The following is a 22,137-nucleotide window of genomic DNA, read 5'->3' as shown; positions in this document are numbered from 1 at the left end:
GCCGCGCATGTACCTCGGACTCGATCTCGGGACCACGGAGCTGAAGGCACTGCTGCTGGACCGCGAGCACCGGATCGCCGCCCTGGCACGCGCCCCGCTGACGGTCAGCCGGCCCGCACCGCTGTGGTCCGAGCAGGACCCCGCGCAGTGGTGGGCCGCGCTCGAGGCCGCGATGGCTTCGCTGCGCGCGACCGATGCCGGCGCGCTGGCCGCGGTGCGCGCCATCGGCCTGTCCGGCCAGATGCACGGGGCGGTCGCGCTCGATGCCGACGGCCAGGTGCTGCGCCCGGCCATCCTCTGGAACGATGGCCGCAGCGCCGCCGAGTGCGACGAGCTGGCCGCCCGTGTCCCTTGCCTCGCCGCCATCGCCGGCAACCTCGCCATGCCCGGTTTCACCGCGCCCAAGCTGCTCTGGATGCGGGCCCACGAACCGGAGCTGTTCGCCCGCATCGCCTGCGTGCTGCTGCCGAAGGACTGGCTGCGCTTCATGCTTTGCGGCACCCGGGCCAGCGACATGTCGGACGCCTCGGGCACGCTGTGGCTCGACGTCGGTGCGCGCGACTGGTCCGACGGCCTGGTGGCCAGCTGCGGGCTCACGCGCCGGCAGATGCCCGAACTGGTCGAGGGCAGCGCGGTGGCGGGCCATCTCGCGGCCGGACCGGCGGCGCGCTGGGGTGTGCCGGCCGGCATCCCGATCGCCGGCGGCGCCGGCGACAACGCGGCCAGCGCCGTCGGCATGGGCCTGGTCGGTGCCGGCCAGGGCTTCGTCTCCCTCGGCACCTCGGGCGTCATCTTCGTCAGCGGCGAGCGTTTCGCGCCCGACCCGGCCCGCGCCGTGCACGCGTTCTGCCATGCGCTGCCCGGCCGCTGGCACCAGATGTCGGTGATGCTGTCGGCCACCAGCGCGGTCGATTGGGCGGCGCGCTGCTTCGGGCTCGGCAACGCGCCCGCGCTGCTGGCCGCCGCGGCCACCCTCGACGCCGATGGCCGCCACGGCGCGCCGCTGTTCCTGCCCTACCTGTCGGGCGAGCGCTCGCCGCACAATGACCCCGGGGCCCAGGGCGTGCTGTTCGGGCTGACGCACGCGCACGGGCCGGCGCAGATCGCCTATGCGGTGGTCGAAGGCGTGAGCTTCGGGCTGCGCGACGGGCTGGACACCCTCGCCCGGCCCGTCGGCGACCTGGTGCTCGTCGGCGGCGGCGCGCGCAGCGCCTGGTGGGCCCAGCTGCTGGCCGACGTGCTCGATGTGCCGCTGGCGCTCTGCGAGGGCAGCGAAGCCGGTGGCGCCTTGGGCGCTGCACGGCTCGCATGGCTGGCCGATGGCGGCTCGGAAGCGGAGGTCTGCCGGCGGCCGGAGACGCGCCGGCGCTTCGAACCGTCCCGCCCGCCGCAAGACGCGCTGGCCTCGCGGCACGGCCGCTTTCAGGCGCTCTATGCGGCGCTGCGCCCGTCGTTTCGCAACCGCGCCGCGTAGGCGCTCACGACCCGCCGATGGGCCCGAACGAAGTCCGCAGCCCCGCATAGTCCGTCGGCCCGCTGCTTTCCGGCGGATGGCCGGTGGCCGACAGCCAGGCCGCGATGCTCGGCAGCCGGCGGTCGAAATAAAGCTGCAGCTGCGGCCAGCTGCCGGCGGCGGTATGGGCCTCGGTGATTTCCAGTGCCTCGACGGCGATGCTGCGCAGGCTGCTCACCATCGCCAGCGAGCGTCCGTCCAGCAGTTGCAAGGTGACCTCCCGCCCCTGGGCCAGGATCTCCTCGAGGACGCGCCGGTGCACCGCGTAGTCGGCCCAGCTGCGCTTCACGCAGGCATCGTTGAGCTCGCGGAACACCCAGTGCATGTTGTTGGCGAACATGACCGCCACCTGGGCGGCCTGCCGAAGCCCTTGCCGGGAGCCCTGGAGCTGCAGCCGCGCCGCCCAGGCGATCGCCAGCAGCACGCCCACGGTCTGCACCCAGGCCGCCCATTCGGCCGAGGTCGACGGCCGGTAGAACCACGCCACGACCGCCAGTCCCGCACCGCCGGCGGCCAACACCGCGCCAATTTTCTGCATGGTCGCTCCCGATCTGGGGGCCGCTGCGCTCAAGAGCGCGGCCCCGCCTTGCCGAACATCTTCCGGACCGCCGCCACACCGGCCACCAGGGCATTGGCATAGGTCGAGTGCGGGTCCATGGCCGCCTCGATGGGCAGATAGGGAAGTGCTTCATCCATCACGTAGTCGCTGGCTTCCAGCAACACCCAATAGAACTCGCCCTCTTCGAGTTCTTGCACGGTCAGCGCGATATTCCGCAATTGGGGCATGGAGTTGGGAGGGCTTGGGGATCGGACGAATCGATCCTATGCAGCGCCATCGACAACGCCTAGTCACAATTTCACGAATCGTTGCAAATGTGACTACTAGTAATTAAAAACGCAAGCACTCTGTGCGCCAAATGCGTATTTGTATGCGGATTGCAACTTGAGCCAGGGGGCTTCGCCTACACCCCTCCCTGCGCAGGCGACCTAAGCTGAAGCGTCCAACCCGCAAGGAGGAGACATGAAGCACTTCACCCTGGACCCCCACATGACCGCAGCCGTCGGCGGCGCCTTTTACCCTACCGGTCATACCTTCGTAATGTTTCCGGATGCAACGGACGCCAGCGTCGTGGGCCATCGGCTGCTCGAGAACGGTTTCAGCGGCGACGAGATCTACCTGATTCCGCCCCACGTCGTGCTGGAGCAGATCACGCCCACCGTCCGCGATGGCGACAGCCCGCTGCCCTCGGCCGGCACCGACGCCGCCACGGTCCGCGCCTACACCAAGCTGGCGCGCGAAGGGCACACGGCGCTCTTGGTCAAGACCCGCGACGAGGCCGCCGCGAACCGCTTGATGGAGCATGTGCGCATGGTGACGTTCTCGATCGCCCAGCGCTACCGGATGCTGGTGATCGAGGATCTCTGAACTGAAGGCGGCGCCGCGAGCTCAGGTGCCGGCCGCGCGCAGCAGCACGGTGCGGGCCATCGCCTGCGCCAGTTCCTGCTCGCCCAGGCAGACCGTGACCGCGTCCTGCTGGGTCAGGAGGCGTGCCTCGTCCTCGTTGTGGCTTCGGATCACGGTCTCGATCGACGGATTCAGGGTCCGCGCCGCCTCGATCATCTGACGCACGTTGATCGCATCCGCGGTGGCGATCACCAGCACCCGGGCGCGCGCGATGTGGGCCTGGATCAGCACCGCGGGATCGGCCGCATCGCCCCACACCGCCGCCATGCCCTCGCCGCGCAGCTGCTCCACGATGGCGCGGTTCTGCTCGGCCACCACGAACGGAATGTCGTGCGCCGCCAGCGCGGCCGCGATGCGCCGGCCGACGCGGCCGTAGCCCACCAGCACCACTTGGCGCGAGAGGTACCTGGCCTCGGTGTGCATCGGCAGCTCGGCCAGCGGATCGTCGCGCGACGCCAGCCCGCGCGCGAAGGACGAATGCGCGTGCAGCCACTGCTGCACCGGCCCGATCAGGCTGAACCAGAGCGGATTGCTGGCGATCGAGATCAGCGCCCCGGCCAGCAGCAGGCTCTGGCCCTCGGGCGGCAGCAGCCCGAGCGAGCCGCCGAGCGCCGCCAGGATGAAGGAGAACTCGCCGATCTGGGCCAGGCTGGCGCTGACCGTGAGCGCGGTGCCCAGCGGGTAGCGCAGCAGCAGCACCAGGGCACAGGCCGCGACCGACTTGCCGACCACGATCACCAGCACCACCGCCAGCACCTGCAACGGCCGCTCGATCAGCACCGCCGGGTCGAACAGCATGCCGACCGAGACGAAGAACAGCACCGCGAAGGCATCGCGCAGCGGCAGCGACTCCTGGGCGGCGCGGTGGCTGAACTCGGACTCTCGCATCACCACGCCGGCGAAGAAGGCGCCCAGCGCGAACGACACGCCGAACAGCGCCGCCGAGGCGAAGGCGATGCTGACCGCGGCCGCCACCACGCAGAGCGTGAAGAGCTCGCGCGAATTGGTGCGCGCCACCTGCCACAGGATCCACGGGAACAGCCGCCGGCCGACCACCAGCATCAGCAGCACGAAGCCGCCGACCTGCAGCAGCGTGAGGCCCAGCGTCTGCCAGACCGGCGGGCCGGTGTCGACCGGCGCGGCACCGCCGAGCGCGCCCGCGAGCGGCGGCAGCAGCACCAGCACCAGCACCATCGCCAGGTCTTCCACCACCAGCCAGCCGACCGCGATCCGGCCGGTGAAGGTCTCCAGGATGCCCAGGCTCTCGAGCGCGCGCAGCAGCACCACCGTGCTGGCCACCGAGAGCGCCAGCCCGAACACCAGCGCCCCGCCCGGACTCCAGCCCCACCAGCTGGCGAGCCCGGCACCGAACAGCGTCGCCACCGCCATCTGCACCAGCGCGCCCGGCAGCGCGACCTTGCGCACGGCCAGCAGGTCGTCGAGCGAGAAATGAAGGCCGACGCCGAACATCAGCAGCATCACGCCGATCTCGGCGAGCTGGGCGGCGATGCCGGCGTCGGCGACGAAGCCGGGGGTGAACGGCCCGATGATCACGCCCGCCAGCAGGTAGCCGACCAGCGCCGGCAGCCGCAGCCGCGTCGCCAGGAAGCCGAGCACCAGCGCCAGGCCGAGGCCGGCGGCGATGGTGTTGATCAGTGAAACGCTGTGGGGCATCGGCTTGCATTCTGCAAGAACGACACCCCCGGCGAGTTCACGAGGCCATCTTTTCTGTACGGGCGTTGATCAGCACCTCGGGCTCCTGAGCCTCGATCCAGGTCTCGTTGTTGAGCCCGGCCTGCAGGCGCTCCATGTCCAGCGCGTCGGTCCATTTGGCGACCACCAGGGTGGCGACGCCATTGCCGATCAGGTTGGTCAGCGCCCGTGCCTCCGACATGAAGCGGTCGATGCCGAGAATCAGCGCCAGGCCCGCCACCGGCACATGGCCGACCGCCGACAGCGTGGCCGCCAGCACGATGAAGCCGCTGCCGGTGACGCCCGCGGCGCCCTTCGAGGTCAGCAGCAGCACACCGAGCAGCGTGATCTCCTGCATCAGCGTCATCGGCGTATTGGTCGCCTGGGCGATGAAAACTGCCGCCATCGTCAAATAGATGGAGGTGCCGTCGAGGTTGAACGAGTAGCCGGTCGGGATCACCAGGCCGACGGTGGTCTTGTTGGCACCCAGGTTCTCCATCTTCTCCATCATCCGCGGCAGCACCGACTCGGACGACGAGGTGCCCAGCACGATCAGCAGTTCTTCCTTGATGTACTTGATGAACTTCCAGATGCTGAATCCGTGCAGCCGGGCGATCGCGCCGAGCACCACGAAGATGAACAGCAGGCAGGTCAGGTAGAAGGTGCCCATCAGCTTGCCGAGGGAGAACAGCGAGCCGATGCCGTACTTGCCGATCGTGAAGGCCATCGCGCCGAAGGCACCGATGGGGGCCAGCTTCATGATGTAGTTGACGATCACGAAAAGCACGTGAGAGCCCTTTTCGATGACATCGAACACCAGCGTGCCACGGCCGCCGAAGCGGTGCAGCGCGAAGCCGAACAGCACCGCGATCAGCAGCACCTGCAGGATCTCGCCCTTGGCGAAGGCATCGACCAGGGTATTCGGGATGACGTGCATCAGGAAGTCGACCGTACCCTCCATCTTGCCCGGTCCGGTGTAGGCCGCCAGCGCCCGGGTGTCCAGCGAAGCCGGATCGATGTTCATGCCGGCGCCCGGCTTGAGCAGGTTGACCAGCACCAGCCCGACCACCAACGCGATGCTGCTCACGATCTCGAAGTACAGCAGCGCCAGCCCGCCGGTCTTGCCGACCTTCTTCATGTCCTCCATGCCCGCGATGCCGACCACCACAGTGCAGAAGATGATCGGCGCGATCATCATCTTGATCAGCTTGATGAAGCCGTCGCCCAGCGGCTTCATCGATTCGCCGAGCGCGGGGTAGAAGTGGCCGAGCAGCACGCCGATGATCACCGCGGTGATGACCTGGACATAGAGGGACTTGTAGATGGGGGGCTTCGCTGGCAGGGTGGCTGGCATCGGTGTGGGTGTCATGCGGTGATCTCCAGATGTGGTGTGTTTGGAATGGGAGACAGGAACCGGCGCACGCGCCGCGCACATGAAAAAACCCGCCGTGGCGGGTTTTTTCGCAGCGTCTTCCGTGGCGGCGCCTCAGTGCATGTGGAGCCCACCATTGACCGAGAAGTCGGCCCCGGTGGAGTAGCCGCCTTCGTCGGTCGCCAGCCACGCGATGATGGATGCGATCTCGCTCGGCTCGCCGAGGCGCTTGACGGGAATGGTGGCGATGATCTTGTCGAGCACTTCCTGGCGGATCGCCTTCACCATGTCGGTGCCGATGTAGCCCGGGCTGACGGTGTTGACGGTCACCCCCTTGGCGGCGAGCTCCTGTGCCAGCGCCATCGTGAAGCCGTGCATGCCGGCCTTGGCGGCCGAATAGTTGGTCTGCCCGGCCTGGCCTTTGGCGCCGTTGACCGAGCTGATGTTGATGATCCGGCCCCAGCCCTTTTCGACCATGTCGCCGACCACCTGCTTGGTGACGTTGAACATGCTGTTGAGGTTGGTCTCGATCACCGAGCTCCAGTCTTCCGGCGTCATCTTGAGGAACATCCGGTCGCGCGTGATACCCGCGTTGTTGACCAGGACGTCGATGCTGCCGTGCTCGGCCTTGGCTTTGGTGAAGGCCTCGACCGTGGACTGCCAGTCTCCGACGTTGCCGACCGAGGCATGGAACTCGTAGCCCTCGGCCTTCTGCTCCGCCAGCCATTTGGCGTGATCGCGGGTGGGGCCGCAGCCGGCGATGACGGTGAACCCGTCCTTGGCCAGGCGCTGGCAAATGGCCGTTCCGATGCCCCCCATGCCCCCGGTGACGTATGCGACTTTTTTGCTCATGAAGTTTCCTTGGTATTTGCGAGCCTGAACAGGCGTTGACCACTTTATCGAAGTTTTTGGAGCCCGCCCGATGAGGAAAACACTGACCCCTCAATGCAACCGGGTGTCACAAGCCGTCCATATACTGAGTCGATGTCCTCCATCGAGCTGATCGACATCGCCAAATCATGGGGCGACGCCACCGCCCTGCAGTCGGTCAACCTGCAGATCGAACCCGGCTCATTCTGCGTGCTGCTCGGCCCGTCCGGCTGCGGCAAGTCGACCACGCTGCGGATCCTGGCCGGACTGGAGACTGCCACGCGAGGCCGGGTGGTCATCGATGGCCGCGACGTCACCGCCCTGCCGCCGGCCCAGCGCGGGATCGCGATGGTGTTCCAGAACTACGCCCTCTTTCCGCATCTGAGCGTGGCCGAGAACATCGGCTTCGGCCTGTCGGTGCGAAAGACGCCGGCCGCCGAAAGCGCGCGCCGGCTGCGCGAGGTCGCCGCCCTGCTCGGCCTCGACGCCCTGCTCGATCGCAAGCCCTCGCAGCTCTCGGGCGGCCAGCAGCAGCGGGTGGCCCTGGGCCGGGCGCTGGTGGCGCAGGCCAAGGTCTGTCTCATGGATGAACCGCTGTCCAACCTGGACGCCCAATTGCGCCAGGACATGCGGCGCGAGCTGCGCGAACTGCAGCGCCAGCTGGGGCTGACGGTGGTCTACGTCACCCACGACCAGACCGAGGCCATGAGCATGGCCGACCAGGTGGTGCTGCTGAACCGCGGCCGCATCGAGCAGGCCGGCCTGCCGCGCACGCTCTACGCCCGCCCCGCCACCACCTTCGCGGCCCGCTTCATCGGCACCCCGGCCATGAACCTGGTGGCGCTGGAAGGCGGCCGCATCGCCGGCAGCGAGGTCGCCACCGGCCATGACGCCGCGATGCTCGGCGTCCGGCCCGAAGCCATCACGTTCGCTCCGCGCGGCATCCCGGCCACGGTGCAGGGCCTCGAATATCTGGGCGCCGACCTGGTGCTGCGCTGCGCGATCGGCAGCCAGGTGCTGCTGGTGCGCACGGCCGGCGGCTGCGAGGCCGCGCCGGGCGACCAGGTCGGCCTGCACTGGGCGCCCGAAGACAGCCACGGTTTCGATGCCGCCGGCCACCGCATCGACTGAATTTCACTCCCGAGGAAGAAGAAGACCATGAAACGCAAGACTTTCGTCCGGGGCCTGGCCCTGCCCCTGCTGGCCGCTGGCGGCCTGTTCGCCGCCGGCACCGGCCTGGTCCACGCCCAGGCACCGGTGGAACTCCAGTTCTACTACCCGGTGGCGGTCGGCGGCCCGATCGCCAAGACCATCGACGGCTTCGCGGCCGGCTTCATGAAGGAAAACCCGGGCGTGAAGGTCTCGCCGATCTACGCCGGCACCTACCAGGAGACCATCGTCAAGGCCCTGACCGCGCACAAGTCGGGCACGCCGCCAGTCACCTCGGTGCTGCTGTCGACCGACATGTTCACGCTGATCGACGAGGAGGCGATCGTGCCCTTCGACGACTTCGTGAAGACGGCGGACGACAAGGCCTGGCTGGGCGGCTTCTACAAGGCCTTCATGATGAACAGCCAGACCGGCGGCAAGACCTGGGGCATTCCGTTCCAGCGCTCGACCGTGGTCATGTACTGGAACAAGGAACTGTTCAAGGAAGCCGGCCTCGACCCGAACAAGCCGCCGGCCACCTGGGCCGAGCTGAAAGACGCCGCCACCAAGCTGACCAGGAAGGACGCCAGCGGCAAGGTCACGCAATGGGGGGTGCAGATCCCGTCGAGCGGCTTCCCCTACTGGCTGTTCCAGACCCTGACGACGCCGAACGACGCCATCCTCGCCAACGAGGCTGGCACCGCCGTGAAGTTCGACGATCCCAAGGTGATCGAGGCCCTGCAGTACTGGGTCGACCTCGGCAAGGCCGGCATCCACCCGCCCGGCGTGGTCGAGTGGGGCACCACGCCCAAGGACTTCTTCGAGAAGAAGGCCGCCATCATCTACACCACCACCGGCAACCTGACCAACATCAAGGCCAACGCCAAGTTCGACTTCGGCGTCGGCATGATCCCGGGCAACAAGCGCAAGGGCTCGCCCACCGGCGGCGGCAACTTCTACATCTTCAAGAAGTCGACGCCGGCGCAGCAGGATGCCGCCTTCAAGTTCGTCAAGTGGATCACCCAGCCCGAGCGGGCTGCGCAATGGAGCATGGACACCGGCTACGTCGCCGTCTCGCCGGCCGCCTACGAGACCGACACGCTGCGCAAGTACGGCCGCGACTTCCCCGCCGCACTGGTGGCGCGCGACCAGCTGCCGGTGTCGGTCGCCGAGTTCTCCACCCACGACAACCAGCGCGTGACCAAGGCGCTCAACGATGGCCTGCAGGCCGCGCTGACCGGCAGCAAGACGCCGGCGCAGGCCATGCAGGATGCGCAGCGCGAGGCCGACCGGATCCTGCGCGCATCCAAGTGAGGCAAGGCACCGCCGCCGGCAGCAGCGCCACCCGCGAGGCGGTGCACGCCTGGCTGCTGCTGTTGCCGGCGCTGGTGCTGCTGGTCGCGTTCACGCACTGGCCGGCCGTGTCGACGCTGGTCGACAGCTTTTATTCCACGCCCAAGGGCAGCCGCGCCGGCGTCTGGGTCGGGCTCGAGAACTACCAGGTCATGGTCGGCGACCCGGTGTTCTGGAAGGCGGTGCGCAACAACCTCTGGTTCGCGGGCGCGACCATTCCGGTGTCGATCGCGCTGGCACTGGTGATGGCGCTGTGGGTCAACGAGCGCATCGCCGGCCGCGCCTTCCTGCGCATGGCCTACTTCACGCCGACGGTGCTGCCGATGATCGCGGTGGCCAACATCTGGCTGTTCTTCTACACCCCGCAATACGGCCTGCTCGAGCAGATCACCGGCGCGCTGGGCCTGCCCTCGCACAACTGGCTGGGCAGCCCGACGACGGCACTCGGCGCCGTCACGCTGGTGGCGATCTGGAAGGAAGCGGGCTTCTTCATGATCTTCTACCTGGCGGCGCTGCAGACCCTCAATCCGAGCCTTCGCGAGGCGGCGGCGATCGAAGGCGCCTCGCGCTGGTATTTTTTCCGCCGGGTGCAATGGCCGCTGCTGATGCCGACCACGCTGTTCGTGCTGGTGAATGCCTTCATTAACGCCTTCCGGATGGTCGACCACCTGTTCGTGCTGACCCGCGGCGGGCCCGACAACGCCTCGATCCTGCTGCTCTACCACCTGTACGAAGTGGGCTTCAGCTTCTGGGACACGGCCTACGCCTCGGCGATCACGGTGGTGCTGGTGGTGGTGCTGGCCGGCATCGCGCTGTTCCAGTTCTTCGTGCTCGACCGCAAGGTGCACTACAAGTGAGCGCCCCTGCCCAACGGCTGGCCTACAACGAGCCGACGCTGCTCGACACCCTGGCTGCCTGGCTGCTCGCGCTGCTGTGGATCCTGCCGCTGGCCTACGCGGTCTGGACCGCCTTCCACCCGGCCGAATTCTCGACCCGCTTCGCGCTCGCGGCGCCGCTCACGCTCGACAACTTCCGCCGCGCCTGGGAGGCCGCGCCGTTCGCGCGCTACTTCCTCAACACCACGCTGCTGGTGTCGATGGTGCTGGTGGTGCAACTGGTGCTGGGCACGCTCGCAGCCTATGCCTTCGCGCGCTACCGGTTCAAGGGCCGCGGCATCGCCTTCGCCCTGGTGCTGGTGCAGTTGATGATCATGCCGGACATCCTGCTGGTCGAAAACTACAAGACGATGGCGAAACTCGGCCTGGTCGACACCCTGTTGGCCATCGGCCTGCCCTACTTCGCCTCGGCCTTCGCGATCTTCCTGTTGCGCCAGACCTTCATGGGCATTCCGAAGGAGCTCGACGAGGCCGCGCGGGTCGAGGGCGCCAGCGCGCTGCAGACGCTGTGGCGGGTCTACGTGCCGCTCGCCCGGCCGGTCTACACCGCCTTCGCGCTGGTGTCGGTGAGCTTCCACTGGAATAATTTCCTCTGGCCGCTGATCATCACCAACAGCGTCAACGCGCGGCCGCTGACCGTGGGCCTGCAGGTGTTCTCGTCGGTCGACCAGGGCGTCGACTGGTCAGTCATCACGGCCGCCACACTGATGACCTCGGCGCCGCTGCTGATCGCTTTCCTGCTTTTCCAGCGGCAGTTCGTGCAGAGCTTCATGAGGGCCGGCATCAAATGAAACTCGTGACCTGGAACACCCAATGGTGCCGCGGCCTCGACGACGCCGTCAGTCCGCGGCGGATCGTCGACGGCGCGCGCGCGATGGCCGACTTCGACGTGCTGTGCCTGCAGGAGATCGCCTCGGGCTTCGAAGGCATGCCGGGCCAGCCCGGCGACCAGCCGGCCGAACTGCAGGCCCTGCTGCCGGGATTCCGGCTGTTCTTCGGCGCCGCGGTCGACGAGTTCGGCGCCGACGGCCGGCCGATGCGATTCGGCAACCTGATCGCCACCCGGCTGCCGGTGTCGCGCGTCTCGCACCACGTCCTGCCCTGGCCTGCCGATCCGACCGTGAGCAGCATGCCGCGCATGTGCACCGTGGTCACGCTCACCAGCTCCGAGCTGGGCACGCTGCGCGTGATGACCACCCACCTGGAGTACTACTCGCCGAGCCAGCGCCTGGCCCAGGCCCGGGCTTTGCGCGCGCTGCATCTGGAGGCCTGCGAGCAGGCCGCGGCGCCACCCGTCGACCCGCGCGAAGTCTCGCCTTTCCAAGCAAAGACGCACACGCCGCAGGCGATCCTGTGCGGCGACTTCAACATGGCGGCGAGCGACCCGGCCTACGACGAGATCGTGCAGGCCTTCGTCGACCCGGCGCTGCCGGCCGGGGGCACGCCCGCAAGACGCCTGCAGGATGCCTGGCCGCTGGCCCACCCCGAGCGGCCGCAGGACCCGACCTTCCGCCTCTTCGACCGCACCTATGGGCCCGACCCGGTCGCCTGCGACTTCGTCTTCGTGAGCGATTCGCTGGCGCCGCGGGTGCGAAAGGTCGAGGTCGACCTGCAGACGCAGGCCTCCGACCATCAGCCGGTCGTGATCGAACTCGGGGACTGATCACTCCCCCTGGATGCCCGCGGCCCGGATCACCTTGCCCCACTTGGCGACCTCGGCCGTCAAATGGCTGCGCAGCGCCTCGGGCGTGACCTTGTCCATCGGCACGATCTCCGAGCTCAGGTCGGCCAGGCGCTGCTTGACCACCGGGTCCTGCAGCGCCACGCGCAGAGCGGCATTGATCTTGTCGATCACCGCCGGCGGCGTGCCCTTCGGCGCATAGACGCCGTGCCAGACGCGCACGTCGAAGCCCTTCAGGCCCTGCTCGTCGAGCGTCGGGATGTTCGGCAGGCTCGACAGGCGCTGGGGCGTCGTCACGCCGAACACCTTGACCCGGTTGCCCTCCTTGATCACCGGGGCGGTTTGCGTGGTCTGGTCGCACAGCAGGTCGACTTGGCCGCCCATCAGGTCGTTGAGCGCCGGCCCGGCGCCCTTGTAGGGCACGGTGGTCAGCTCGACCCCGATCTGGCTCGTGAACAGCAGGCCGCAGAGCTGCGAGACCGCGCCGATGCCGGCGTTGGCCAGCGACACCTTGTCCTTGTTGGCCTTGACGTAGGCCAGCAGTTCCTGAAAGTTGTTGGCCGGAAAATCCTTGCGCGACAGCAGCGTCATCGGCACGTCGAGCACCTGCCCGACGTACTCGAAGTCTTTCAGCGGGTCGTACGACAGCTTCTTGTAGAGCGCCGGCGCGGTCGCCATGCCCATGTGATGGATCAGGATGGTGTAGCCGTTCGGTGCCGCCCGCGCCACGCGCGCGGGCGCGATGGTGCCGCCGGCGCCGACCGTGTTCTCGACGATGACGGTCTGGCCCAGCGACTTGCCCATGGGGATTGCCAGCATGCGCGCGACCACGTCGGTGGGCCCGCCGGCCGAATAGGGCACCACCATCGTGACGGGCTTGTCGGGCCAGGGGGCCTGCGCGGCGGCCGGTGCCTGGAGGGTGGCCAGGGCAGCGCCCAGGGTGACGCCGATCAGCGCCTTCAGCTTCATTTCCATGTTGTCTCCCGAGTGGAACGGGCATGGTCGACGCTGCGCCGGGATCGCGCAATCGGCGAATTCGGAAGGCGGGCTTCGGTTTTCGGAAACCCTGTGCAGGAATGCGCAGATCGCACCCTGCCCGGCGCTCACATCACGCCGAAAGTCGCCAGCGCCTCGCAGGCGCTCATGCCGCCGCGGATCGCATCGGCCACCTTGTTCTCGGTGCGGACCTTGTCCAGGGCCTTGGCCACCGCCTCGCGCTCGACCGCGCGCGGGATCACCAGCACGCCCTCGCGGTCGCCGAACAGCAGGTCGCCGGGCGCGATCCGCACGCCCTCGATCTCGATCGTGCAGCGGTAGTCGATGACCTGGCCGCGCACGCCCTGGTCCTGCGCATAGGTGCCGCGGCAGAAGACGTCGAAGCCGAGCCGCTCGATCTCGCCGGCGTCCCGCACGTAGCCGTCGAGGATCGCGCCCGCCGCCTTCAGGTGCTGCGCCCGGGTCGACATCAAGCCGCCCCACAGGGCATAGCGCAGCGAGGCCCCGGTGGCGATGTAGATCTCGCCCGGCTTCAGGTCGTCGAGCGCCTCCAGCATCAGGCCGAAGGGCTTGCCCGACAGGGGCCCGGCCGAGCGCGTGCCGTCGTTGACGACATCGGCCTCGAGCACCGGCATGGCACGGCCGACGATGCGCATCGATTTCTCGAGCGGCGCAATGCCGGCCGGCAGGAACTGGTGCTGGAAACCCATGGTGTCCAGCACGTCGCCCACCGCGGCGACGAACAGCTCGTCGCGGATCTGGCGAAAGAGCTGCGCGTCGTCCAAGACGCTCAGCGCTCGATCGTCAGGGCCACGCCCATGCCGCCGCCGATGCACAGCGAGGCGATGCCCTTCTTGGCGTTCTGCCGCTGCATCTCGTGCAGCAGCGTCACCAGGATGCGGCAGCCGGACGCGCCGATCGGGTGGCCGATGGCGATCGCGCCGCCGTTCACGTTGACCTTGTTGATGTCCCAGCCCATCTCGCGGTTCACCGCGCAGGCCTGGGCCGCGAAGGCCTCGTTGATCTCGAGCACGTCGAGGTCCTGCGGCTTCCAGCCGGCGCGCTGCAGCGCCTTCTGCGACGCCGGCACCGGGCCCATGCCCATGAAGGCCGGGTCGAGGCCGGTGCTGGCATAGCTGGCGATGCGTCCGAGCGGCTTCAGGCCCAGCGCGGCGGCCTTCTTGGCGGTCATGACCATCACGGCGGCGGCGCCGTCGTTCAGGCCCGAGGCATTGCCGGCCGTCACGCCGCCGGCCTTGTCGAAGGCCGGGCGCAGCGCAGCCAGGACCTCGGCGGTGCTCTTGCGGTTGATGAACTCGTCCTTGTCGAAGACGATCGGGTCGCCCTTCTTCTGCGGAATGTTGACGGCGACGATCTCGTCCTTGAACTTGCCGGCGTCCTGCGCCGCCGCGGCCTTGGTCTGGCTGCCGAGCGCGAGCTCGTCCTGCGCGGCACGGCTGATGTCGTACTTCTTGGCCACGTTCTCGGCCGTGATGCCCATGTGGTACTGGTTGTAGACGTCCCACAGGCCGTCGATGATCATCGAGTCGACAAGCTTCCAGTCGCCCATGCGCTGGCCGTTGCGCGAGTTCGGCAGCACGTGCGGCGCCATGCTCATGCTCTCCTGGCCGCCGGCGATCACGATCTCGCTGTCGCCCGTGGCAACGGCCTGCGCCGCCAGCATCACGGCCTTGAGGCCCGAGCCGCAGACGGCGTTGATGGTCAGCGCCGGCGTCTCCTTGGCGATGCCGCTCTTGAGCAGCGCCTGACGCGCCGGATTCTGGCCGCTGCCCGCGGTCAGCACCTGGCCCATGATGACTTCGCCGATCTGGTCGCTGCCGACCTTGGCGCGCGCCAGCAATTCCTTGATCACGATGGCACCGAGTTCGGTGGCCGGGATGCTGCCCAGCGATCCGCCGAACTTGCCCACGGCGGTACGTGCGGCTGAAACGATGACGATGTCTTCCATGGTGTGCTCTCCGATGCGTGGATTGAAATGACGGAAAAAGTGAAGCTCAGGCTTTCGCCTTGACATAGCGGCCCGGCGCCGGCTCGCTCGCCTTGTAGGCGCTGCCTTTGCCATAAGCCTTGGGGGCAGCGATCTGCTTGCCCGCGTGGGTCTTCAGCCAGTCGGACCAGTCGGTCCACCAGCTGCCGGGATGCTCGGTCGCGCCGGCCAGCCATTCGGCCTGCGTCGCCGGCAGCTTGCCGTCGGCGCGGGTCCAGTGGCTGCGCTTTTTCTTCGCCGGCGGATTGATCACGCCGGCGATATGGCCGGAAGCGCCCATGACGAAGCGCTTCTTGCCCTTGAGCACCTGGGTCGAGGCATAGGCGCCGCCGATCGGCACGATGTGGTCCTCGCGCGAGCCATAGATGTAGACCGGCGCCTCGATGGCCCCGAGGTCGACCTGCTCGCCCGCCACGGTGAGCGCGCCCGGCACGGCGAGCTTGTTCTCGTGATAGGTGTTGCGGAGATACCAGCAGTACATCGGGCCCGGCAGGTTGGTGGCGTCGCTGTTCCAGTAGAGCAGGTCGAAGGGCGGAGGCGTCTCGCCCTTCAGGTAGTTGCCCACCACGTAGTTCCAGACCAGGTCGTTGGGCCGCAGGAAGCTGAAGGTGGACGCCAGCTCGCCGCCCTGCAGCAGCCCGCCCTGCCCCATCTGCATTTCGCGGAACTTGACGAAGTGCTCGTCGATGAAGATGTCGAGCACCCCGGTGTCGGTGAAGTTGAGCAAGGTGGTCAGCAAGGTGACCGAGGCCGCCGGCTGCTCGCCGCGCGCCGCCAGCACGGCCAGCGCGGTGCTCAGGATGGTGCCCCCGACGCAGAAGCCGAGGGTGTCGATCTTGCCGCCCGGCTTGTCCTGGCCGGTGATCTCCTGGGTGACATGGATCGCCTTGATGGCGGCGTCCTCGATGTACTGGTCCCAGGTGTAGTGCGCCATGGACGCATCGGGGTTGCGCCAGCTCACGACGAAGACGCGGTGGCCCTGCTCGACCGCATAGCGGATCAGCGAATTCTCGGGCTGCAGATCGAGGATGTAGAACTTGTTGATGCACGGCGGCACCAGCAGCAGCGGCCGCTCGTAGACCTTGGCGGTCAGCGGCTTGTACTCGAGCAGCTGGAACAGGTCGTTCTCGAACACCACCGCGCCTTCGGTGGTGCCCACATTTCGGCCGACCTCGAAGGCGCTTTCGTCGGTCATGCTGACATGGCCCTGCTGCAGGTCGTGGAGCAGGTTCTGGATGCCCTTGGCGATGCTCTCGCCCTGGGTCTCGAGCGCCTTCTTCTGGGCTTCGGCGTTGAAGGCCAGGTAGTTGCTCGGCGCCGAAGCCGCCATCCATTGCTCGACCGCGAAGCGAAGGCGCGAACGGGTCTTGGCGTCGGCTTCGACTGCATCCGCCATGCCCATGAGAGTGCGGGCGTTCAGCAGGTAGATGGCGGCCGAGAAAGACGAGACCGGATTGCCGCCCCAGGCCGCGCCGGCGAAGCGCTTGTCGGCGCCGGCCTGCGCCGCGAAGCCGTTCTGCCAGAGCGCGCTGGCTTCGCTGACGTACTGCTCCTGCAGCTGGCGCAGCTTCTCGCCCGAGAACGACAGCTTGGGCATCTGGCTCCAGGGGGCGCCGGCCGAGGCCGTTCCCTGGGCACCGAGCGACTGGAAGGACTCGAGGGCTTTCTCCCACCCCTGCGTGAGCGCCTGCTGGAAGGGCGCGAAAGTCTCGGCCCCGGTGGCCTGTGCGTGTTTCATGATGTCTCCTTCTGCCTCGCCTCGTGCATACGGGTTTTGAGTATGCTGTATTCGCCAGGGCCCCACCAGCGCGGCCCGCCATACCTGCCTGAAAACATCATCTATGCACCTCGTCGTGATCGCCTGGCTCTACGTGGCCCTGATGATGGCCATTGCGGAAGCCACCAACACCACCGGCACCGTGCTCGGCGCGATCGTTACCTTTGTACTCTACGGCCTTTTGCCAGTGGCACTGGTGGTTTACCTGATGTCCACGCCGGCCCGCCGCAGGGCGCTCAAGGCCCGCGAGGCGGCCGAGCGCGAGGCTGCCGTACGAGCGCACGCGCAGGCAGCCAGGGGCCATTCAGAGGCGCCAGATGCAGGCGGCGAAGCGACCGCTGGCCCCGTCGCGCCGGTGCGAGAAAAAACGTAACGGGTTGTGCACCGTGCACCAGGCTTCGCTGCCGTCGTTGCCATGAAGCCGCGCGACGCCGGCAGCCTGCAGCCGCTGGCGCGCCAGGCCGACCAGGTCGGCCATCCACTTGCCCGGGGTTCCGGCGGGGCGGAAGCACCGGCTCGCCGCCGGTGAACCGGCGACGAAGGCCGCGCGCACTTCATCGCCGACCTCGAAGGCGTCCGGGCCGATGCAAGGCCCGAGCCAGGCCATGAGCGCCGGCGCGCCGCCCTCGCCCTCGAAGGCGGCAACCGTCCGTTCGAGCACGCCCGCGGCCAGTCCGCGCCAGCCCGCATGCGCGGCCGCCACGCGCCGGCCTGCCATATCGGTGAACAGCACCGGCAGGCAGTCGGCGACCATGACCGTGCAGGCGACGCCGGGCTCGACCGTGGTGCAGGCGTCGGCGGCAGCGCCGTCGGCCGTCCGGCTGTCGAGCGCCAGCAACTCGGTACCGTGCACCTGCTGCAGGAACACCGGGTGCGCGCCGAGCGCTGCTTCGAGCCGGGCCCGGTTGGTCCGCACGCTGGCCGGGTCGTCGCCGACATGGTCGCCCAGGTTGAGGCTCTGGCAGGCACCCGCCGAGACCCCGCCCTCGCGCGTGCTGCAGAGCGCCCGCACGCCGGCGGGCAGCGGCCAGTCGGGCACCAGCCAGTCGGACATGCTCACGCTTCGGCGTCGGGACAGCGCGAAGGCTGGGCCCGCTGGAAGGCATCGAGCTGCATGCAGGCCTCGAAGGCCGCCATGGTGCGCGGCAGGCCGCTGAAGTCGCAGTCGAAGCGCTGGCCGTTGAAGACCTGCGGCACCAGGCAGCAGTCGGCCATGGTGGGGGCGTCGCCGAAGCAGTACGTGCTCGCGGGGTGCAGGGCCAGCTGGCGCTCGAAGGCCAGCATGCCTTCGCGCACCCAGTGGCGGTACCAGCCGTTCTTGGCGTCGTCGTCGAGCTTGAGTTCGCGCACCAGGTACTTGAGCACGCGCAGGTTGTTGAGCGGATGGATCTCGCAGGCGATCGACTCCGACAGCGCCCGGACGCGGGCCCGGCCGACCGGGTCGTGCGGCAGCAGCGGCGGCTCGGGCTGGATTTCGTCCAGGTATTCGATGATCGCCATCGACTGCGTGAAGCGCTCGCCGTCGTCCTCGAGCAGGGGCACCAGCATGTCGGGCGAGATCGCCGCGAACGGGCCGGTCTTGTGCTCGCCGCGAGCGATGTGCACCGGGATGTACTCGTAGTCGAGGCCCTTGAGGTTCAGCGCGATGCGCACCCGGAAGGACGCGGAGGAGCGGAAATAGTTGTGCAGCTTCATCATCCGGCAAGCATAGCCGTGCCGCCTGCCCCCAGTCCCACCGCGGACAACCGGCGCTGCCCTCTGGCACACTTCCCGTTTCGCTGAAAAAGGACGCTTTCCCCATGACTGCCGAGTTTGTTTTCACCCCCCATCCGGTCGTGTCGATCCCGGTGGTCGGCCAGGCCGCGCGTTTTCCGGTCCACCGCATCTACTGCGTCGGCCGCAACTACGAAGAGCATGCCAAGGAAATGGGTTTCACCGGGCGCGAACCGCCCTTCTTCTTCATGAAGCCGGCCGATGCCGTGGTGGTGGTCGACGCCGGTGCGACCGGCCGCATGGACTACCCCACGCTGACCAAGAACCTGCACCACGAGATCGAGCTGGTCGCGGCCATCGGCACCGGCGGCCGGAACATCGCCGCCGCCGACGCGATGAAGCACATCTACGGCTATGCCGTCGGCCTCGACATGACGCGCCGCGACCTGCAGAACGACATGAAGAAGCAGGGCCGGCCCTGGGACATCGGCAAGAGCTTCGAGCAGAGCGCGCCGATCGGCCCGATCGTGCCGGCGGCCCAGGCCGGCGACATCGAGCACGCCGAGATCTCGGTGCAGGTCGGCGGCACCGACCGCCAGCGCAGCAACGTGAGCAAGCTGATCTGGAACCTGGCCGAGACCATCGAACACCTGTCGGCGGCCTGGGAACTGCAGCCCGGCGACCTGATCTTCACCGGCACGCCCGAGGGCGTGGCGGCGGTGGTCGCCGGCGATACGCTGGTCGGCGAGATCACCGGCCTGCCGTCGCTGACCGTCCAGATCGTCTAGCCACGCCCATGATCCTGCGCGTCCCCATCAAGCACTGCAAGAACTGCGGCACCGCCGTCGTCTACCGTCTGCCGGACGATGGCGACACCAAGGAGCGCGCGATCTGCCCGGCCTGCAGCACGGTCCACTACGAGAACCCGCTCAACGTGGTCGGCACGATCCCGGTCCTCGGCGATCGGGTGCTGCTGTGCAAGCGCAACATCGAGCCGCGCTGGGGCAAGTGGACCCTGCCGGCCGGCTTCATGGAACTCGGCGAGACCACCGAACAGGGGGCGGCGCGCGAGACCGACGAAGAAGCCGGCGCCGAGTACGAGATGGAGGGCCTGTTCGCCGTGATGAGCGTGGTGCGGGTCGGCCAGGTCCACCTGTTCTATCGGGCGCGGCTGCTGAGCGAGCGCTTCGACCCGGGCCACGAGACCATCGAGGCCCGGCTCTTCACCGAAGAAGAGATCCCGTGGGAGGAGATCGCCTTCCGCACCGTGCGCGAGGCGCTTCAGCGCTACTTCGAGGACCGCCGCCGGGGCAGCTTCGATCGCGTCCACACGGTGGACATCGCATGACGACGCGCCGCGGCTGGATGCCGGCCCTGCTGCTCGGCCTGGCGATGACGGCGGCGGCGCGCGCTCCGGCGGAGCCGGTGGGCGAGGTCGACACCGCCTTCAAGCTCATCGGCCCCGACCACAAGATCGTGGTCGAGGCCTACGACGACCCCAAGGTCAACGGCGTGACCTGCTATGTCTCGCGCGCCAAGACCGGTGGCGTCTCCGGCGCGCTCGGCCTGGCCGAGGACAAGTCCGAGGCCTCGATCGCCTGCCGGCAGGTGGGCCCGGTGAGCGTGACGCAGCCGCTGCCCAAGCGCGAGGAGGTCTACAGCGAGCGGCTGTCGATCCTGTTCAAGCGGCTGCGCGTGGTGCGGCTGGTCGACAGCAAGCGCAACACGCTGGTCTACCTGACCTATTCCGACCTGCTGGTCGATGGCTCGCCGAAGAACAGCGTCACCGCGGTGGCCATCGACCGGGCAACGCCGATCCCGATGAAGTAGTGCGAGGCGCCGGCGGATGAGCGACAACGCCCCCGGCAATGCCATTCGCGCCCTCTACGGTGCGCTCTGGCACTACGCCGAGGGTGCCCGGCCGCAACTGCTGGCCGCGACCGCGCTGCTGACCGGCTCGCAACTGCTGCGGCTCACGATGCCCTGGCTGGCGGCGCAGGCCATCAACGCGCTGCAGACCGGCGACTTCGCTGGCTCCGGCCGCTGGATCGGGGCGCTGACGGCGGTCTACGTCGCCTCCTGGCTGGTGCACGGGCCGGGCCGGATCCTCGAACGCAACGTCGGCCTGCGGGTCCGCGAACGCCTGGCCGACACGCTCTATGCCCGGATCGCCGCCGCCCCGCTGGCCTGGCAGGACGGCCACCATTCGGGCGAGATGCAGCACCGCGTGCACCAGGCCAGCAAGGCCCTGTCGGACTTCGCGCAGAACCAGTTCGTCTACCTCACGAACATCGTCAACTTCATCGGGCCGCTGGTGGCCCTGACCCTGTTGTCGCGCGCCAGCGGCGCGATCGCCATCACCGGCTACGTGGTGATCGCCATCCTGGTGCTGCGTTTCGACCAAGCGCTGATGCGGCTGGCCCGCGCCGAGAACGACGCCGACCGCCGCTACGTGGCCGCCCTGCTCGACTTCCTCGGCAACGCCTCGACCGTGATCGGCCTGCGCCTGTCGGCCGCATCGCGCCTGCTGCTGGGCCGGCGCATGGCCGCGATCTCGGTGCCGCTGAAGCGCACCGTGGTGCTCAACGAAGGCAAGTGGTTCGCGGTCGACATCCTCGGCCTGGCGCTGACCTGGGGGCTGGTGGTGGTCTACGTCTGGCAGTCGCGGGCACCGGGCCAGGCGGTGCTGCTGGGCGGGGTGTTCATGATCTACCAATACGCCCAGCAGGCCGCGAGCGTGGTCTCCTCGATGGCCGCCAACTTCCAGTTCTTCGCCCGCATGCACACCGACTACACCAGTGCCGCACCGATCTGGCAGGCGCCCTCGCGGGTGCGGGACCTGGCCGAGGAAGCCATCGACCACGACGCCGCCTGGCGCACGATCGCGGTCGAGCACCTGGTCTGGCGCTACGACCCGCGTGGCGCGCCGGCAGCCACGGCAGAGCCCGCGCGCAGCGGGCTGCACGACGTCTCGCTGGCACTCGGCCGCGGCCGGCGCATCGCGCTGGTCGGCCCGAGCGGCGGCGGCAAGAGCACGCTGCTGCGGGTGCTGGCCGGCCTCTATGCGCCGCAGCAGGGCACGCTGGCGATCGACGGCCAGCCGCAGCCATGGCCGCGGCTGCGCAGCCTGGCGACGCTGATCCCGCAGGAGACCGAGGTGTTCGAGGCCAGCGTGCGCGAGAACCTCGGCTTCGGCCAGCCGGCGAGCGACGACGCGCTGCGCGCGGCGATGCACGCCAGCACCTTCGACGAGGTGCTGCAGGCCACGCACGGCGACCTCGACACGCCGCTGTCGGAGCGCGGCTTCAACCTGTCGGGCGGCCAGCGCCAGCGCCTGTGCCTCGCGCGCGGCGTGCTGGCGGCCCGGGGCAGTTCCCTGCTGCTGCTCGACGAGCCGACCAGCGCGCTCGACGCGGCCACCGAAGCACGGGTGCTCGAACGCATCGCAGCCGCTTTTCCCGACGCCTGCATGATCGCGTCGATCCACCGCCTCAGCCTGCTGGAGCGCTTCGACACGGTGGTGCTCATGGAGGCCGGCAAGGTGGTCGACGCCGGCCCGCGCGCAGCGGTCCTGGCGCGCCAGCCGCTGCTGCAACGCATGGTCGCACCTGCCCCGGCCGCCGCATGCTAAAACTACGGTCCGGCCACGCGC

The 22,137-nt window shown here is 68.5% G+C and carries 23 protein-coding genes; 12 read left to right on the top strand and 11 right to left on the bottom strand.

What is annotated here, in order from left to right; all coding sequences use genetic code 11:
• The first annotated feature begins 7 nt into the window (after positions 1-7).
• On the top strand, positions 8-1,474 hold the full coding sequence (gene xylB, locus QZH52_RS12990) for a xylulokinase (protein ID WP_301809427.1): 1,467 nt from the start codon (positions 8-10) through the stop codon (positions 1,472-1,474).
• Between the two features lie 4 nt (positions 1,475-1,478).
• Here the strand turns inward: xylB and QZH52_RS12985 are convergent, their stop codons facing one another.
• Both QZH52_RS12985 and QZH52_RS12980 read right to left on the bottom strand, forming a co-directional pair.
• Positions 1,479-2,051 (bottom strand): hypothetical protein, encoded by a 573-nt coding sequence (locus tag QZH52_RS12985; protein ID WP_301809424.1) that lies wholly within the window; start codon positions 2,049-2,051, stop codon positions 1,479-1,481.
• 29 nt (positions 2,052-2,080) lie between these two features.
• A complete protein-coding gene (locus tag QZH52_RS12980; protein WP_286524239.1) occupies positions 2,081-2,269 on the bottom strand; it encodes a hypothetical protein in 189 nt (62 codons plus the stop codon).
• Between the two features lie 265 nt (positions 2,270-2,534).
• Between QZH52_RS12980 and QZH52_RS12975 the strand changes: the two genes are divergently transcribed.
• Positions 2,535-2,939: a hypothetical protein gene (locus QZH52_RS12975; RefSeq protein ID WP_286532908.1), complete on the top strand. Its 405-nt coding sequence runs from the start codon at positions 2,535-2,537 to the stop codon at positions 2,937-2,939.
• A 21-nt stretch (positions 2,940-2,960) separates the two neighbouring features.
• On the opposite strand, the gene QZH52_RS12970 is transcribed toward QZH52_RS12975, so the two are convergent.
• From QZH52_RS12970 to phbB, 3 genes are all read right to left on the bottom strand, one after another.
• Positions 2,961-4,652: a cation:proton antiporter domain-containing protein gene (locus tag QZH52_RS12970; protein WP_301809420.1), complete on the bottom strand. Its 1,692-nt coding sequence runs from the start codon at positions 4,650-4,652 to the stop codon at positions 2,961-2,963.
• A gap of 37 nt (positions 4,653-4,689) precedes the next feature.
• On the bottom strand, positions 4,690-6,039 hold the full coding sequence (locus QZH52_RS12965; protein ID WP_301809417.1) for a dicarboxylate/amino acid:cation symporter: 1,350 nt from the start codon (positions 6,037-6,039) through the stop codon (positions 4,690-4,692).
• A gap of 117 nt (positions 6,040-6,156) precedes the next feature.
• Positions 6,157-6,894 (bottom strand): acetoacetyl-CoA reductase, encoded by a 738-nt coding sequence (gene phbB / locus QZH52_RS12960; RefSeq protein ID WP_301809414.1) that lies wholly within the window; start codon positions 6,892-6,894, stop codon positions 6,157-6,159.
• Positions 6,895-7,026: 132 nt separating this feature from the next.
• Here phbB and QZH52_RS12955 point away from each other — a divergent pair, with 132 nt between their 5' ends.
• From QZH52_RS12955 to QZH52_RS12935, 5 genes are read left to right on the top strand one after another with little or no spacing between them, the layout of a single operon-like run.
• Complete coding sequence (locus tag QZH52_RS12955) at positions 7,027-8,043, top strand: ABC transporter ATP-binding protein (protein WP_301809412.1); 1,017 nt, start codon at positions 7,027-7,029, stop codon at positions 8,041-8,043.
• Between the two features lie 27 nt (positions 8,044-8,070).
• Complete coding sequence (locus QZH52_RS12950; protein ID WP_301809410.1) at positions 8,071-9,375, top strand: ABC transporter substrate-binding protein; 1,305 nt, start codon at positions 8,071-8,073, stop codon at positions 9,373-9,375.
• On the top strand, positions 9,372-10,271 hold the full coding sequence (locus QZH52_RS12945) for a carbohydrate ABC transporter permease (protein WP_301809408.1): 900 nt from the start codon (positions 9,372-9,374) through the stop codon (positions 10,269-10,271). Before QZH52_RS12950 ends, QZH52_RS12945 begins: the two co-directional genes overlap by 4 nt.
• Positions 10,268-11,101 (top strand): carbohydrate ABC transporter permease, encoded by an 834-nt coding sequence (locus QZH52_RS12940; RefSeq protein ID WP_436411577.1) that lies wholly within the window; start codon positions 10,268-10,270, stop codon positions 11,099-11,101. The genes QZH52_RS12945 and QZH52_RS12940 overlap by 4 nt, the downstream gene beginning before the upstream one ends.
• Positions 11,098-11,973, top strand: a complete 876-nt coding sequence (locus QZH52_RS12935) for an endonuclease/exonuclease/phosphatase family protein (RefSeq protein WP_301809405.1) — start codon at positions 11,098-11,100, stop codon at positions 11,971-11,973. The genes QZH52_RS12940 and QZH52_RS12935 overlap by 4 nt, the downstream gene beginning before the upstream one ends.
• Here the strand turns inward: QZH52_RS12935 and QZH52_RS12930 are convergent, their stop codons facing one another.
• The 4 genes from QZH52_RS12930 to phaC all read right to left on the bottom strand — a co-directional run bounded on the left by QZH52_RS12930 (position 11,974) and on the right by phaC (position 16,733).
• The gene (locus QZH52_RS12930) at positions 11,974-12,960 is read right to left on the bottom strand and encodes a tripartite tricarboxylate transporter substrate-binding protein (protein WP_301809949.1); all 987 of its coding nucleotides are present in this window, start codon (positions 12,958-12,960) and stop codon (positions 11,974-11,976) included.
• Between the two features lie 134 nt (positions 12,961-13,094).
• On the bottom strand, positions 13,095-13,772 hold the full coding sequence (locus QZH52_RS12925) for an RraA family protein (protein ID WP_286532891.1): 678 nt from the start codon (positions 13,770-13,772) through the stop codon (positions 13,095-13,097).
• A 5-nt stretch (positions 13,773-13,777) separates the two neighbouring features.
• A complete protein-coding gene (locus QZH52_RS12920; protein WP_286524276.1) occupies positions 13,778-14,956 on the bottom strand; it encodes an acetyl-CoA C-acetyltransferase in 1,179 nt (392 codons plus the stop codon).
• 46 nt (positions 14,957-15,002) lie between these two features.
• A complete protein-coding gene (phaC, locus tag QZH52_RS12915; RefSeq protein WP_301809400.1) occupies positions 15,003-16,733 on the bottom strand; it encodes a class I poly(R)-hydroxyalkanoic acid synthase in 1,731 nt (576 codons plus the stop codon).
• Between the two features lie 103 nt (positions 16,734-16,836).
• On the opposite strand from phaC, the gene QZH52_RS12910 reads away from it, so the two are divergent.
• Positions 16,837-17,145, top strand: coding sequence for a hypothetical protein (locus QZH52_RS12910; RefSeq protein WP_301809397.1), 309 nt, complete (start codon positions 16,837-16,839; stop codon positions 17,143-17,145).
• Here QZH52_RS12910 and pgeF read toward each other — a convergent pair.
• Both pgeF and maiA read right to left on the bottom strand, forming a co-directional pair.
• Entirely contained in the window at positions 17,077-17,826 is a 750-nt protein-coding gene (gene pgeF, locus QZH52_RS12905; RefSeq protein WP_301809394.1) for a peptidoglycan editing factor PgeF, read from the bottom strand. The genes QZH52_RS12910 and pgeF overlap by 69 nt on opposite strands.
• Positions 17,827-17,828: 2 nt before the next feature.
• On the bottom strand, positions 17,829-18,467 hold the full coding sequence (maiA, locus tag QZH52_RS12900) for a maleylacetoacetate isomerase (protein ID WP_301809945.1): 639 nt from the start codon (positions 18,465-18,467) through the stop codon (positions 17,829-17,831).
• A 104-nt stretch (positions 18,468-18,571) separates the two neighbouring features.
• Here maiA and QZH52_RS12895 point away from each other — a divergent pair, with 104 nt between their 5' ends.
• The 4 genes from QZH52_RS12895 to QZH52_RS12880 are packed head-to-tail and all read left to right on the top strand — an operon-like array spanning position 18,572 to position 22,116.
• Positions 18,572-19,273 (top strand): fumarylacetoacetate hydrolase family protein, encoded by a 702-nt coding sequence (locus QZH52_RS12895; RefSeq protein WP_286524283.1) that lies wholly within the window; start codon positions 18,572-18,574, stop codon positions 19,271-19,273.
• Positions 19,274-19,281: 8 nt separating this feature from the next.
• Complete coding sequence (locus QZH52_RS12890) at positions 19,282-19,833, top strand: NUDIX hydrolase (protein ID WP_286524285.1); 552 nt, start codon at positions 19,282-19,284, stop codon at positions 19,831-19,833.
• Positions 19,834-19,850: 17 nt separating this feature from the next.
• Positions 19,851-20,315, top strand: coding sequence for a CreA family protein (locus tag QZH52_RS12885; RefSeq protein WP_286533112.1), 465 nt, complete (start codon positions 19,851-19,853; stop codon positions 20,313-20,315).
• A gap of 16 nt (positions 20,316-20,331) precedes the next feature.
• Positions 20,332-22,116: an ABC transporter ATP-binding protein gene (locus QZH52_RS12880; protein ID WP_301809386.1), complete on the top strand. Its 1,785-nt coding sequence runs from the start codon at positions 20,332-20,334 to the stop codon at positions 22,114-22,116.
• The last annotated feature ends 21 nt before the right edge of the window (positions 22,117-22,137 follow it).

It is taken from the genome of Variovorax ginsengisoli, from assembly GCF_030486595.1.
Lineage (GTDB): Bacteria > Pseudomonadota > Gammaproteobacteria > Burkholderiales > Burkholderiaceae_C > Variovorax > Variovorax ginsengisoli_B.
Note: the sequence above shows the minus strand (reverse complement) of the source record. Positions and strands in the feature narration are given on the sequence as shown.